The sequence below is a fragment of the Pseudomonas sp. SJZ078 genome (assembly GCF_007828255.1).
In the GTDB taxonomy this organism is placed as follows: Bacteria; Pseudomonadota; Gammaproteobacteria; order Pseudomonadales; family Pseudomonadaceae; genus Aquipseudomonas.
The window spans coordinates 118,444-130,678 of record NZ_VIUG01000009.1 but is presented as its reverse complement, the minus strand read 5'-3'; the positions used below and the strand labels follow the sequence as shown (position 1 = coordinate 130,678).

At 60.6% G+C, this 12,235-nt stretch carries 15 protein-coding genes; 6 read left to right on the top strand and 9 right to left on the bottom strand.

The genetic code is table 11. The features are described from left to right. Window positions 1-35: 35 nt before the first annotated feature. Together FBY02_RS11240 and FBY02_RS11235 are read right to left on the bottom strand one after the other, a co-directional pair. Window positions 36-1,265, bottom strand: a complete 1,230-nt coding sequence (locus tag FBY02_RS11240) for a winged helix-turn-helix domain-containing protein (RefSeq protein WP_144927314.1) — start codon at window positions 1,263-1,265, stop codon at window positions 36-38. 64 nt (window positions 1,266-1,329) lie between these two features. After that, window positions 1,330-1,548: a DUF1127 domain-containing protein gene (locus FBY02_RS11235; RefSeq protein ID WP_082432450.1), complete on the bottom strand. Its 219-nt coding sequence runs from the start codon at window positions 1,546-1,548 to the stop codon at window positions 1,330-1,332. Window positions 1,549-1,645: 97 nt separating this feature from the next. Between FBY02_RS11235 and FBY02_RS11230 the strand changes: the two genes are divergently transcribed. Next, the gene (locus tag FBY02_RS11230; RefSeq protein WP_024776693.1) at window positions 1,646-2,500 is read left to right on the top strand and encodes a LysR substrate-binding domain-containing protein; all 855 of its coding nucleotides are present in this window, start codon (window positions 1,646-1,648) and stop codon (window positions 2,498-2,500) included. Here the strand turns inward: FBY02_RS11230 and FBY02_RS11225 are convergent. Next, window positions 2,490-3,239, bottom strand: a complete 750-nt coding sequence (locus FBY02_RS11225) for a sulfite exporter TauE/SafE family protein (RefSeq protein WP_144927312.1) — start codon at window positions 3,237-3,239, stop codon at window positions 2,490-2,492. The genes FBY02_RS11230 and FBY02_RS11225 overlap by 11 nt on opposite strands. Before the next feature lie 144 nt (window positions 3,240-3,383). On the opposite strand from FBY02_RS11225, the gene FBY02_RS11220 reads away from it, so the two are divergent. From FBY02_RS11220 to FBY02_RS11210, 3 genes are all read left to right on the top strand, one after another. Further along, window positions 3,384-3,845 carry a MarR family winged helix-turn-helix transcriptional regulator gene (locus tag FBY02_RS11220; protein ID WP_144927309.1) on the top strand — a complete coding sequence of 154 codons (462 nt, stop codon included), beginning with the start codon at window positions 3,384-3,386 and terminating at the stop codon, window positions 3,843-3,845. Between the two features lie 356 nt (window positions 3,846-4,201). Beyond that, window positions 4,202-4,621 (top strand): organic hydroperoxide resistance protein, encoded by a 420-nt coding sequence (locus FBY02_RS11215; protein WP_144927306.1) that lies wholly within the window; start codon window positions 4,202-4,204, stop codon window positions 4,619-4,621. A gap of 34 nt (window positions 4,622-4,655) precedes the next feature. Next, window positions 4,656-5,669, top strand: coding sequence for an alpha/beta hydrolase (locus FBY02_RS11210; protein WP_144927303.1), 1,014 nt, complete (start codon window positions 4,656-4,658; stop codon window positions 5,667-5,669). 87 nt (window positions 5,670-5,756) lie between these two features. Here FBY02_RS11210 and FBY02_RS11205 read toward each other — a convergent pair whose 3' ends face one another. Continuing rightward, entirely contained in the window at window positions 5,757-6,326 is a 570-nt protein-coding gene (locus FBY02_RS11205) for an elongation factor P (protein ID WP_007955690.1), read from the bottom strand. A gap of 48 nt (window positions 6,327-6,374) precedes the next feature. Further along, on the bottom strand, window positions 6,375-7,508 hold the full coding sequence (gene earP / locus FBY02_RS11200; protein ID WP_144927300.1) for an elongation factor P maturation arginine rhamnosyltransferase EarP: 1,134 nt from the start codon (window positions 7,506-7,508) through the stop codon (window positions 6,375-6,377). A gap of 121 nt (window positions 7,509-7,629) precedes the next feature. On the opposite strand from earP, the gene FBY02_RS11195 reads away from it, so the two are divergent. Together FBY02_RS11195 and FBY02_RS11190 are read left to right on the top strand one after the other, a co-directional pair. Further along, window positions 7,630-8,016 carry a cytochrome b/b6 domain-containing protein gene (locus FBY02_RS11195; protein ID WP_144927297.1) on the top strand — a complete coding sequence of 129 codons (387 nt, stop codon included), beginning with the start codon at window positions 7,630-7,632 and terminating at the stop codon, window positions 8,014-8,016. Window positions 8,017-8,018: 2 nt separating this feature from the next. Then, window positions 8,019-8,501: a GreA/GreB family elongation factor gene (locus FBY02_RS11190; RefSeq protein WP_144927294.1), complete on the top strand. Its 483-nt coding sequence runs from the start codon at window positions 8,019-8,021 to the stop codon at window positions 8,499-8,501. Window positions 8,502-8,507: 6 nt separating this feature from the next. On the opposite strand, the gene cysB is transcribed toward FBY02_RS11190, so the two are convergent. The 4 genes from cysB to FBY02_RS11170 form a co-directional block, all read right to left on the bottom strand. Continuing rightward, window positions 8,508-9,482, bottom strand: coding sequence for an HTH-type transcriptional regulator CysB (cysB, locus tag FBY02_RS11185; RefSeq protein WP_041020064.1), 975 nt, complete (start codon window positions 9,480-9,482; stop codon window positions 8,508-8,510). A 109-nt stretch (window positions 9,483-9,591) separates the two neighbouring features. Then, the gene (locus tag FBY02_RS11180; protein WP_047701543.1) at window positions 9,592-10,092 is read right to left on the bottom strand and encodes a universal stress protein; all 501 of its coding nucleotides are present in this window, start codon (window positions 10,090-10,092) and stop codon (window positions 9,592-9,594) included. Window positions 10,093-10,179: 87 nt separating this feature from the next. After that, entirely contained in the window at window positions 10,180-11,085 is a 906-nt protein-coding gene (locus FBY02_RS11175) for a 5'-nucleotidase (RefSeq protein WP_144927291.1), read from the bottom strand. 20 nt (window positions 11,086-11,105) lie between these two features. Further along, window positions 11,106-12,059 carry a putative 2-dehydropantoate 2-reductase gene (locus tag FBY02_RS11170; protein ID WP_144927288.1) on the bottom strand — a complete coding sequence of 318 codons (954 nt, stop codon included), beginning with the start codon at window positions 12,057-12,059 and terminating at the stop codon, window positions 11,106-11,108. Between the last annotated feature and the right edge of the window lie 176 nt (window positions 12,060-12,235).

The window sequence follows — 12,235 nt, the reverse complement described above, 5'->3', positions numbered from 1 at the left end:
ACTGTGGGAGCGAGCCTGCTCGCGATAGCGCCGGATCAGTCACCCGAGATCCCGGCCAACACCTCCGCCAACCGAACCCCACCCACCCGCTGGCAATTAAGCTGAACCCGCTCCAACCCCAACCAGTCGGCCATGCGCCGCAGGTTCACCGCCAGCGCGTGCGCCCCCTCCTCGTCCAACCCTGGCTGCTCCTCATGCACGGCGTGCACCGCCAACCGGCCATGGGCTCGCTCCGCCCGCAGGTCCACCCGAGCGGCAATGCGTTCGTTATGCAGGAACGGCAACACGTAATAGCCATACACCCGCTTGTGCGCCGGGGTGTAGATTTCCAGGCGATAACGGAAGTCGAACAGCCGTTCGGTACGATTGCGCTCCCAGACCAATGAATCGAACGGCGAGAGCAAGGCGCTGGTCGTCACGTTGCGGGGAATTTTCCCTTCCGGCAGACACCAGGCCGGCTGCCTCCAGCCTTGCACCTGGCAGCGCCACAGCTCACCGGCTTCCTCCAGCTCGGCCAGTCGCCCACGGCTATCGGCCGGATCGAGGCGGAAATAGTCGCGCAGGTCCTTTTCGGTGCCGACACCCAACGCCCCAGCGGCATGCAGCAGCAAGGCGCGCTGGGCCTGGGCCTCGTCCGGAACCGGTTGCTCCAGGATCGAAGCCGGAAACACCCGCTGCGGCAAGTCGTAGAGCCGCTCGAAGCCGCGTCGCCCGGCCACCGTGACTTCGCCCGCGGCGAACAGCCACTCCAGCGCATGCTTCTCGGCACTCCAGTCCCACCAGGGGCCGGCCTTTTCCGCCCGTGTGGACAGACTCCCGGCGCCCAGGGCGCCCTGCTCCCGGACCGCTGCCAGGACGCGATGAATGACATCCTGCCGCTCACGGCCGAACCGCGCCAATTGTTGATAGATGCCTTCGCCACGGGCCGCACGGGCCATGCGCCAGCGCATCAGCGGATACATCGACAGGGGCAACAACGACGATTCGTGCCCCCAGTATTCGAACAGCGTGCGCCGTCGCCCCCGGCTCCAGGCAGCTTGATCGAGCAGTTCGGGGTTGTAGTGACCGAGACGGGAAAACAGCGGGAGGTAATGCGAACGTACCAGGGCATTGACCGAATCGATCTGCAGCACGCCGAGGCGTTCGATCAGACGATTGAGGCGTGAGGGTTGCACCGAAGCCGGCGGCAGCCGCCCATTGAATCCCTGGGCGGCCAACGCCAGACGCCGGGCCTGTTTGAGGGTAAAGGATACAGTCGCGGGCATGGAGATCTCCTTCTCTGCTCGCAACCTACCTCACCAGTTATCGATTTGTGTAGGGAGGGAAGGCTCATTTGTGCAGTGGATCATCCCAGAATGGCCGAACCACTTCCTGTTCTACATCTGCACGGCTGACGCCGATATCCTTGAGCGCCTCGTCGCTCAGACCGGCGAGCAATTCGCGCTCGTGGTGCAATTCATACCAGCGGCTAAACTTGTGCAGCAGATCGCTGAGGGAAAAATGGAATGAATGCCTATCTATCGATACGTATCCTTTCTGACCTTTCATCGTGATGTCCTCCGTTGGGGGTGGTTCAAGTCTCGCCCCAAGGCTAAGATCAATCCAACGAATGTTTCTTATGCAATACATCTCGGAGATTGATCAATTGTCGAGTTACCCGAGCATCGATACGGAAGTGCTGCGGACCTTCGTCGCCATCGCCGACCAGGGCGGTTTTACCCGCGCCGGTGAATTGGTCAATCGCACCCAATCCGCCGTCAGCATGCAGATGAAGCGCCTCGAGGAAGATGTGCTGCAGCGACGATTGTTCGAGCGTGACGGGCGCCAGGTCAAACTCACCGCCGAAGGCCAGGTGCTGTTGGGCTATGCCCGACGCATCCTCAAGCTGCACAGCGAGGTGTTCAATACCCTGCGTGAACCGCACATGGTCGGCACCGTGCGCATCGGCACGCCGGATGACTACGTCATGCGCTTCCTGCCCGGCATCCTGCAGCGCTTCGCCCAGTTTTATCCGTTGATCGAGATTGAAGTGCACTGCGAATCGTCCAAGCAGTTGCTGCTGCGCCAGGACCTGGACCTGTCGATCGTTACTCGCAAACCGGGGGATGAAATCGGTCAGCTATTGCGCAAGGAGCGCTTTGTCTGGGCCGAAGCGGCGTGCTTCAGCGCCCATGAGAAAACACCGCTGCCGCTGGCGATGTTCAATAGCGATTGCTTCTGTCGACAGTGGGCTTGCAATGCTCTGGATGCCATGGGCCGCGAGTATCGTGTGGCCTATAACAGCTCCAGCCTGTCGGCTCTCATGGCAGTGGTGGGCGCGGGACTGGCGATCACCGCGCAACTGGAAAGCCTGCTGACACCGGACATGCGCGTGCTCGGCGAAGCCGAAAACCTGCCGGAGCTGCCCGAGGCCAGCATCATGCTGATCCGCAACCTGCACAATCCGTCGCCCATCACCGAGTGCCTGGCCGAGCACATCGTCGAAGGCTTCAAACTTTAAAGGCGAGCAGCACCGCGCACAGCACCAGGAACCCGCAGAACAGCCCGCGCAACAGCCGCTCCGGCATGGCGTGGGCGACTTTCACGCCCCAACTGATGCTCAGCAGACCGCCGACGGCCAATGGCAAGCCGATCCACCAATCCACTTGATGGTGGAATGCATAGGTGGCCAGGGTAACGCCGGTACTGGGCAAGGCCAGCGACAACGACAATCCTTGAGCGACCACTTGGGTGGTGCCGAACACGCTGGTCAGGATTGGTGTCGCGACGACAGCACCGCCGACCCCGAACAGACCGCCCATGGTCCCGGATGCCGCCCCCAGCACCCCCAGCCATGGCCAGCCGTGGCGCATCTGCGCTGAAGCCGGTGCGGTGGCGGAAAACATTCGGATCAGGTTATAGGCCGCCAGCGCGACCAGGAACGCGACGAAGCCGATTCGCATGCTTTCGGCGTCGACACCGACGGCCCAGATCGAGCCGAGCCAGGCAAAGCAGAAACCCATGGAGGCCAGCGGCAGCACATGACGCAATTCGATGCGATTGCGCTGGTGATAACGCCACAACGCGAGCATCACATTGGGGACCACCATCACCAGGGCAGTGCCTTGGGCGATCTGCTGATCCAGACCGAACCATACGCCCAGCACCGGAATCGCGATCAGCCCACCACCGATACCGAACAATCCCCCCAAGGTGCCCAACGCAGCCCCCAGCACCAGATACAATGCAACTTCGATCACAGACGTTCCCCCTTCATCAGGGCGTCTATCCTACGCAGTTGACGTCGGCGGGGAAACGCAACATCCGATCAGAATGTCGGAATTATCTGGCGCCTTAAAGGTTCGCACGCTAGATTCATAGCATTATCGATTGAAGGTTTTGCCATGAGCCCCCAGCGCGACACCCCCGCCCCCTGCGAAGCCCTGTTGCTCGACAACCAGGTCTGCTTTGCCCTGCATTCCACGTCGCTGATGATGACCAAGGTCTACAAGCCGTTGTTGCAAGCCCTGGGCCTGACCTATCCGCAGTATCTGGCGATGATGGTGTTGTGGGAAAAAGACGGCTTGACCGTCGGTGAAATCAGCACGCGCTTGCTCACCGACCCCGGCTCGCTGACGCCGCTGCTCAAGCGCCTGGAGGTCGAAGGCCTGCTCAGCCGCACCCGCAGCCGTGAAGATGAGCGCGTGGTAATCGTCGAGCTCACCGAACAGGGCCGCGCACTCCATGAAAAAGCCCTCGATATCCCCCAGTGCATCCTCGCCGCCAGCGGCCAGACACTGGAACAGCTGAAAAAGCTACAACTGGACCTGCAGGCACTGCGCAGCCACTTGCAAGACAGTCTGTAACCCATCCCCAGGGGTAAGCTCGCTCGCGAAGACATCCCCCTTCTTCGACTGACCCACCGCCATCGCGAGCAGGCTCGCTCCCACCCTGGTTCTGAGTGTCCGCAGAAATCGCGTCCACCACGGATCCCTGTGGGAGCGAGCCTGCTCGCGATGGCGTCTTTCCAGCCTCCGCAAAAAAATCCATCACGACCGAACAGCTCTAACTCAAGGCTTTCATGGCTATTTAGCTTGAAAGACAGGAAGTCGATCCAAAATTTAACTTGCGCACTAAATATTAGCGATCTATATTTTCCTCGCATCTACTTAGCGCGCAAATATTTAGCGCAACAACACAACCCGGAAACGAGGCTCTCATCATGCAAACTCTCTACACCGCAATCGCAACCTCCACCGGCGGCCGTGACGGTCGTGCGATCTCCAGCGACAACATTCTCGACGTCAAACTCGCCACCCCGAAAGAACTTGGTGGCGCCGGCGGTGCGGCGACCAACCCGGAACAGCTGTTTGCCGCCGGCTATTCGGCCTGCTTCATCGGCGCCCTGAAATTCGTCGCCGGCCAAAGCAAACGCAAGATCCCGGACACCGCCTCGATTACCGCCCACGTCGGCATCGGTCAGATTCCCGGCGGTTTCGGCCTCGACATCGACCTGCACATCAGCTTGCCCGGCCTGGACCATTCCGACGCGCAAAGCCTGGTGGACGCGGCTCACCAGGTCTGCCCGTACTCCAACGCCACCCGTGGCAACGTTGATGTGCGCCTGCACGTGACCGTTTAACCCACCGATCCGGACCGAACCCAAGGAGATTCCCATGAACACGTTCACCCAGGCCCTGACCGGCACCCTACTCGCACTTGGCGTCAGCAGCGCCTTCGCCGACGGCATCGTCGAGCACAACACCCAGGCGTTTCTCGATGCATTGAATGCCGGCACCGGCAAGCCCCTGGAACAACTTTCGCCGAAGGATGCCCGGGCAGTACTGGTCGGTGCCCAGGCGGGGGTAAAACTGACCTTGCCCAAGGCGGATGTCAGCGAGAAGACCATCCAGGTCGATGGCCAGTCGATCAGCCTGACCATCGTTCGCCCGGCCGGGGTCAAGGGTGAGCTACCCGTGTTCATGTTCTTCCACGGCGGTGGCTGGGTCCTGGGAGATTTCCCAACCCATGAACGCCTGGTTCGGGATCTGGTGGCGGGATCGGGAGCCGTGGCGGTATTCGTCAACTACACGCCCTCCCCTGAGGCGCATTACCCAGTAGCGATCAACCAGGCCTATGCCGCGACCAAATGGGTGGCCGAGCACGGTAAGCAGATCAATGTCGACGGCAAACGCCTGGCCGTGGCGGGTAACAGTGTCGGCGGCAACATGGCAGCCGTCGTGGCCTTGATGGCCAAGGACAAGGGCACGCCGGCAATTCGCTTCCAGGCGTTGTTATGGCCGGTGACCGATGCGAGTTTCGAGACCGCGTCCTACAACCAATTCGCCGAGGGACATTTCCTCAGCAAGAACATGATGAAATGGTTCTGGGACAACTACACCACCGATGCCGGACAACGTAACGAGATCTACGCTTCGCCGCTGCGGGCCAGCACCGCACAACTCAAGGGCCTGCCGCCCGCGTTGGTGCAGACCGCCGAAGCCGATGTGCTGCGCGATGAAGGTGAAGCCTACGCACGTAAACTGGATGCGGCCGGGGTGCCGGTCACGGCGGTGCGCTACAACGGCATGATTCACGACTATGGCCTGCTCAACGTGGTCAGCCAGGTGCCCGCGGTGCGTTCAGCGATGTTGCAGGTGTCGGAGGAGTTGAAACAGCATTTGAAATGAAAAATGGCGAGGGAACTGACTGACAGGCCCCCACAGAATGAAAAAGCCCGACTCAATGGTCGGGCTTTTTCACACACTAGACTTCGCTTATTTAGCGCGGCCTTTGTAGGAACCGCCTTCGCGGGTATCGATCTCGATCATGTCGCCGATTTCAATGAAGTCAGCAACTGACAGCTCGGTACCGTTCTTCAGTTTGGCAGGCTTCATCACCTTGCCGGAAGTGTCGCCGCGGGCGGAACCTTCGGTATAGTCAACCTGACGCACGATGGTGGTCGGCAGTTCTACGGAAACCAGACGGCCTTCGAAGAATACGGCTTCGCAGACGTCGGTCATGCCTTCTTCCACGAATGGCAGAACGCTTTCGATGTCTTCAGCGTTCAGCTCGTACATGGTGTAGTCAGTGGTGTCCATGAACGTGTAGGAGTCGCCGCTGATGAAGGACAGGGTCGCTTCCTTGCGGTCGAGGATCACGTCGTCCAGTTTGTCGTCCGCACCGTAAACGGTTTCGGTCTTGTAACCGGTCAGCAGGTTCTTCAGCTTGGTCTTCATGATCGCGCTGTTACGACCCGACTTGGTGAATTCAGCTTTCTGAACCAGCCAAGGATCGTTGTCGATACGAATCACGGTACCGGGTTTGAGTTCTTTACCAGTTTTCATTGCGAATATCCGAATTTGGATGGGAGTGACAAAAATCTAGGCCGCGTATCATATCCAATTTCCATAAAACTTCACCAGCGCCGCGGCAAGATCGGGTCGCGAAGCCTGTTCCAGGCACCACGCACGGGCATGTTCAGCCAGCTTCGGCTGCTGCTCGCAGGTGGTTTTCCAGTGTTGGGACATGTCTTGGCCGGCATTCCACGCCCGCCAGAGACCGCTCATCGCTTTTTCGGCCGGCCCAGGAAGCCCCTGGGTGTAAAGCCTGAGGAATGCGTCGAGTTTTTCCAGATGAACGTCTTCTTCCTGCTGGTAGATATGCCAGAGGAAAGGTCGACCCGCCCATTGCGCGCGCACGAAAGAGTCTTCGCCCCGCACGGCATTGAAATCGCAGCACCAGAGCAACTGATCGTACTGATCCTGTCTGACGAACGGCAGCACCTGTACCGTCAGAGCTCCGCGTCGATGCAACGCACCGACCTTGAGGTCGGCAATCCCGAGCCAACGCTCGACATCCCCCAGCACCCGCCCTTCGGGAACCAGCACATGGGACGGCCGGGCATCGCCGGCCATCGCATCGAACCAGCTGGCCAGGCCGGCATTTTCGTAGGCAAACAGCGAAATCAGCTGCGCATCCGCTGCCCGCTCGACGCCCAATCCTTGCAGGAACGTCTGTTGCGCCGCGACGTCCTGTTGGAACTGCCGGCACCGCTCCAGCAATCCAGACTCACGCAGCAAGCCGCCGGTCCCCTCGCGAAAGCCGGGGAAAAAGAAATACTTCTGGACATGCCTGTATTTGACCGACGGCAACCCGTGGCAGCCGATGACCCAGTCCTCGGCGCTCAGGTAGTCCAGGTTCATCCACAGCGGCGTGGTCTGGCGCTCCGCCATTGCGTCCATATAGGCGCCCGGCAACTGGCAGGCAAACGCAGCGATCACCACATCGGCGGCGTCGGCGCCCGGCCAGTCCTTGGGCCAATGGCGTACATCTACGCCTTGTTGCCATTGCTCGGCCAGCGCAACGTCGATTTCCGGGCAGAGCCGTTCGAAGGCTCGCAGGTCATCGACCCATAGCCGAACCGCGCATTGGTGTTCGGCCACCAATTGCCGGGCCAGGCGCCAGGTGACGCCGATGTCGCCAAAGTTATCGACGACGGTGCAAAAAATATCCCAACGCACGGTCATTCCCGATTCCCTGTGGCAAAGCTTCGATTGTCCCGAATAAACCGATGATGCAGAAGAGCCGACGGCGATTAATCTTCATGCGACAATCACTGCCTACCCGTGTCCCTGCCAGGAAGCAGCCATGCCTGATCACCCACCCGCCCCGCGTCTCACCGCTTTGCAACTGACCATCAGCATCGCCCTGGGCCTGTGGCTGGGATTCCTCGCTATTGTGCTGACGGGGTGGCTGCTGTCTAAATTCTTCCTGGGCGAACAACTCGCCCCGGTGGCCGCCGCGGTGCACCAACTCGTGCGACCGCCGGCCGTGCAGCCACCTCCCGAACCGCAGAATCCCATGTTCGAACAGTACCAGCAGAACCTTCAGCGCAACGAACAACGGCAGGCCCTCGACCAGGCTCGCAGCAACCCGCGCAATCAATCCAACCCCAAATGCCAGTTCTGGCTGGAACAGGACCGGAACGCTCCGAGCGAGAAGACCCGCGCCAACGTTTTGCAATTCTGCGACTGATCATGAACAAACAAACCGTTCACCAATTGATCATCGACAAACTCAAGGTCGATCTGGACATCGCCGAACGCGCCGCGCAGACCGCCTACGAAACCGCGACCCACGAAGAAAACATCGCCGAGAACAAATACGACACCCTGGGCCTCGAAGCGTCCTACCTCGCCGCTGGACAAGCCAGGCGCGTGGAGGAAATCCGCCAGGCCCTCGCCCTCTGCCAGAACCTGCCCCTCAGGCCCTATGATGCGCAACGCGGCATCCAGGTCGGTACCCTGGTCGGCCTGGAGGATGAAGATGGTCGCCAGCAATGGCTGTTCCTGGGGCCCGATGCCGCGGGATTGAAAGTGTCGCTGGTGGGGCAACCGATCACGGTCATCACCCCTCGCTCGCCATTGGGCCGAGGCTTGCTGGGTAAGTTCGAAGGGGATGAAGTGGAGATCGTCGTAGCGGGCGCCCGGCAACAGTTCGCTGTCACCGAGGCGATATAGCGAAGATCAGTGCACAGGCAGCTCGACGCCCTCGAACAGCTCTTCGAGCTCCTGCTTGTTGTGGCACTGGATGGCCTTGGCCATGACCTCCCGGGTCAGGTGCGGCGCGAACTTCTCGATGAAATCGCACATGAACCCCCGCAGGAAGGTACCGCGGCGGAAGCCGATCTTGGTCACGCTGGATTCGAACAACTCGCTGGCATCCAGCACCACCAGGTCGCTGTCGAGCTTGGCATCGACAGCCATCTTCGCCACGATGCCCACGCCCAGGCCAAGGCGTACGTAGGTCTTGATCACGTCGGCGTCGGCGGCAGTGAACACCACTTTGGGCGTCAGCCCGCGATGGCTGAAGGCCTCGTCCAGTTTCGAACGGCCCGTGAAGCCGAACACGTAAGTCACGATGGGGTATTCGGCCAGGGCTTCCAGGGTCAATTTGGGCAATTTGGTCAACGGATGGCCCTGGGGCACCGCCACGCAGCGGTTCCAGCGATAGCAGGGCATCATCACCAGGTCGCCGAACAACTCGAGGGCTTCGGTGGCGATGGCAAAATCCACCGTGCCGTCGGCAGCCATCTCGGCGATTTGCATCGGCGAGCCCTGGTGCATGTGCAGTGCCACGTCCGGGTATTGCTTGATGAAGTTGCTGATCACCGGCGGCAGCGCATAACGCGCCTGGGTGTGGGTGGTGGCGATCGACAAGGTACCTTTCTTCTCGTTGGAGAATTCCTGGGCGATCTGCTTGATGCTTTCGACCTTGCGCAGGATCTCGCCGGCCGTGGTAATGATGCGCTCGCCCGCCGGCGTCACGCGGGTCAGATGCTTGCCGCTGCGGGCGAAGACTTCGACGCCCAGTTCGTCTTCCAACAGGCGAATCTGCTTGCTGATGCCGGGTTGTGATGTGTAGAGGCTTTGCGCAGTGGCGGAAACGTTGAGGTCGTGGTGCGCCACTTCCCAGATGTAGCGCAGTTGTTGAAGCTTCATATGTATCCCTCAAAGCAGTTGGACGCCACGGGCATCAGCGACGGTATATAACTATATGAATGGTCGTGGCAAGAAATCTAGAACTTTTTATAAAAGCCATCATTTGACCTTAAGCTTCTCCCTGGCGCCGACGCTGCACCAGCGGCACCAGATAGACCGGCACCCGAGCCAACTGCAAAACCCGGGCGGCGGTCCGGCCCAAGGGCGTTTCACCACTGGCCCCCTGACAGTGACTGCCTACGATCAGCAAATCGACGGAGAGTTTCGCAGCCTGTTCGAGAATGACCTGGGAAGGATCGCCCTGAAACACCCTGACCGACCTGATCAGCTTCAAATCCTGCTGCCCCTCCCCCAGCTCCTCCCGAAAACTGTCGAGTACCCGCTGTTCGATATTGGCCATCACCGTATTCAGACCCTGTCGATGAAATTCGTTCAGCGCCTGCTCGTCGAGATAGCTTTGTAACACCGATTCGGCGAACAGCCCCATCGGTTCTACCGCATGCACTACATACAACTCGGCTTTAAACGTCCGTGCCAACGCCAAGGCATGCTGCATCACATAAGGGGCGTAGAGCCCCAAGTCTGTGGCGTACAGCATCGAGCGAATCATGTGACCTCCTCGCGTGCCAGAATGGCGGAGATGGATTCAGCTTAGCAGTGCCTTGAAGAGTGCGACGGGCGCCGGAGAACGGGACAGTCAGGGCTTCACTTCGTTACTGATGCCGTGGGGCACGTGGCCGGTGGCGACCACCTCGCGAGCCAGTTCGCAGTGGCCCGTCTGATCGTCGAAAAACACGTCGGCAGCAAAGGCTTCGAGGAACGCAGACTTGGTCAGGCCACCGAGAAACAGCGATTCGTCCAGACGGATGTCCCACTCGCGCAAGGTCCGGATAACCCGCTCGTGGGCCGGAGCCGAACGGGCGGTGACCAGCGCCGTGCGGATCGGGCAGACATCCTCCGGGAACTCCCGTTGCAGGGCATTGAGCGCCGCCAGGAAGCCCTTGAACGGCCCGCCTCGCAACGGCTCGCGGGCCGACTGCCGTTCGCTGGCCTGGAACGCTTCGAGACCACCGGTCTGATAGATGCGCTCCGACTCATCGGAGAACAGCACCGCATCGCCGTCGAAGGCAATACGCAGTTCCTCACTGGCGGCGCGGCTGGCACCGCCCGAGAGGATGGTGGCCGCAGCAAAGCCGGCATCGAGGGCATTGCGTACATCCTCGGCATGGGTGGACAGGAAAAGATCACAGCCGAACGCCTTGAGGTAAGGATAAGGACTGCGCCCGCCGACGAACGCGGCGCGGGAGATCGCCAAGCCATAGTGGTGAATCGAGTTGAACACCCGCAGGCCCGTGTCGGCGCTGTTGCGTGACACCAGGATCACCTCGACCCGGGCACGCCCCAGGTACTGGTTGAGGCTCAACAACTTCTGCACGAGGGCGAACGCATCGCCAGGTTCGAGGACTTCGTCTTCATGTTCGATCTGGTATTGCCGATAGGCCTCGACGCCGCTCGACAGATAAACCTTGTGGCTTTCGCTCAGATCGAACAGCGCCCGCGACGAAATCGCCAGCACCAGTTTGTCATCGATGTTGCTTGCCATGTCGCTCCCCCTTCACCTGTTCAGCGGTTGCGCCGATCCATGAACGCCAACGCCTGGTACAAGGCCTCGATTTTCGGTAGTTCACACCCCGCCGCTTTCGCCGACGCCAATGGCCGGCCGTAGATTGCATCCAGTTCCAGCACGCGTTTGTGGGAATAGTCGTGATACATGCTCGGCCAGTAATCGGACATCTTTTCGGTCATCGCGAACAAATACCCGGCGTAGTCCGATGCAATATGATGACCGCAGGCCCGGGCGCCGCGCACCACTTCGGCCATCAGCGCCTGAATCAGCCCACGGCTGTGATCGTCGGCCATCAGCGGCGTGGTGCTGGCCCCCAACAGCACCGAAAGACCGTTATAGGGCACGTTCCACACCAATTTCTGCCAGCGTGCCTGTTGCAGGTCGGGCATTGCCTGAGCCTCGACACCGGCGGCCCGGAACAGCCCTGCCGCCGCCTCGACAACCGTCATGCGTTCAGCCTGGTCGTGAGATGGGCCGCTGTGATAGCCGATGTTGACCGAGCCAAGGGCCTGGTGGGCGATGATGCCCGGGCTGGCACGGTGTACGCAGATCAGGCACAAGCCACCCAGCAGATGCATCGACTCTGGCAGCAAGGGACGTAGCGCCTCTTCGACATCGAGGCCGTTCTGCAGCAACACGACCTTCGCACCGTCAGCCGCTGCCTGGACGATGGCCGGAGCGAGGTCGGCATTGCTGGTGGTCTTGGCACCGACCAGCAGCCAGTCGCAGCGCGGCATGTCCGCCGCGCTGCGATACGCCTGGACCGGATTCAGGTTCAAGGACCCGTGGACCGCGCTGTCGATACGCAAGCCGTGCTCGGCCACCGCAGCGAATTCGCTGCGCAATAAAAAGTGCACATCAAAGCCGGCACGCGCCAGCATGACCCCATAGAACCCACCGATGGCTCCGGTACCGATCATCCCGATCCGGGGTTTTACGCCTGCCTGCATCTTTGCGACTCCTCTTGTAAAGCTGTGGGAGCAAGGCTTGCCCGCGATAAAGTCTACGCGGTTTACCTTGGAACCGAGGCACCTTCATCGCGGGCAAGCCTTGCGCCCACAAAAGCTGGGATAAATCCCCTTGAAACCAGCCCCTGCCCATTGTCGAGCAGCCTCGTAACGCGCTA

Coding starts and splice junctions, on each gene's coding strand:
- FBY02_RS11210 (WP_144927303.1), top strand. CDS start 4,656: ATGAACACGTTCACCCAGGCCCTGACCGGCACCCTACTCGCACTTGGC.
- FBY02_RS11195 (WP_144927297.1), top strand. CDS start 7,630: ATGCCTGATCACCCACCCGCCCCGCGTCTCACCGCTTTGCAACTGACC.
- FBY02_RS11235 (WP_082432450.1), bottom strand. CDS start 1,548: ATGAAAGGTCAGAAAGGATACGTATCGATAGATAGGCATTCATTCCAT.
- FBY02_RS11170 (WP_144927288.1), bottom strand. CDS start 12,059: ATGCAGGCAGGCGTAAAACCCCGGATCGGGATGATCGGTACCGGAGCC.
- FBY02_RS11220 (WP_144927309.1), top strand. CDS start 3,384: ATGAGCCCCCAGCGCGACACCCCCGCCCCCTGCGAAGCCCTGTTGCTC.
- FBY02_RS11205 (WP_007955690.1), bottom strand. CDS start 6,326: ATGAAAACTGGTAAAGAACTCAAACCCGGTACCGTGATTCGTATCGAC.
- FBY02_RS11180 (WP_047701543.1), bottom strand. CDS start 10,092: ATGATTCGCTCGATGCTGTACGCCACAGACTTGGGGCTCTACGCCCCT.
- FBY02_RS11215 (WP_144927306.1), top strand. CDS start 4,202: ATGCAAACTCTCTACACCGCAATCGCAACCTCCACCGGCGGCCGTGAC.
- FBY02_RS11175 (WP_144927291.1), bottom strand. CDS start 11,085: ATGGCAAGCAACATCGATGACAAACTGGTGCTGGCGATTTCGTCGCGG.
- FBY02_RS11240 (WP_144927314.1), bottom strand. CDS start 1,265: ATGCCCGCGACTGTATCCTTTACCCTCAAACAGGCCCGGCGTCTGGCG.
- cysB (WP_041020064.1), bottom strand. CDS start 9,482: ATGAAGCTTCAACAACTGCGCTACATCTGGGAAGTGGCGCACCACGAC.
- FBY02_RS11190 (WP_144927294.1), top strand. CDS start 8,019: ATGAACAAACAAACCGTTCACCAATTGATCATCGACAAACTCAAGGTC.
- earP (WP_144927300.1), bottom strand. CDS start 7,508: ATGACCGTGCGTTGGGATATTTTTTGCACCGTCGTCGATAACTTTGGC.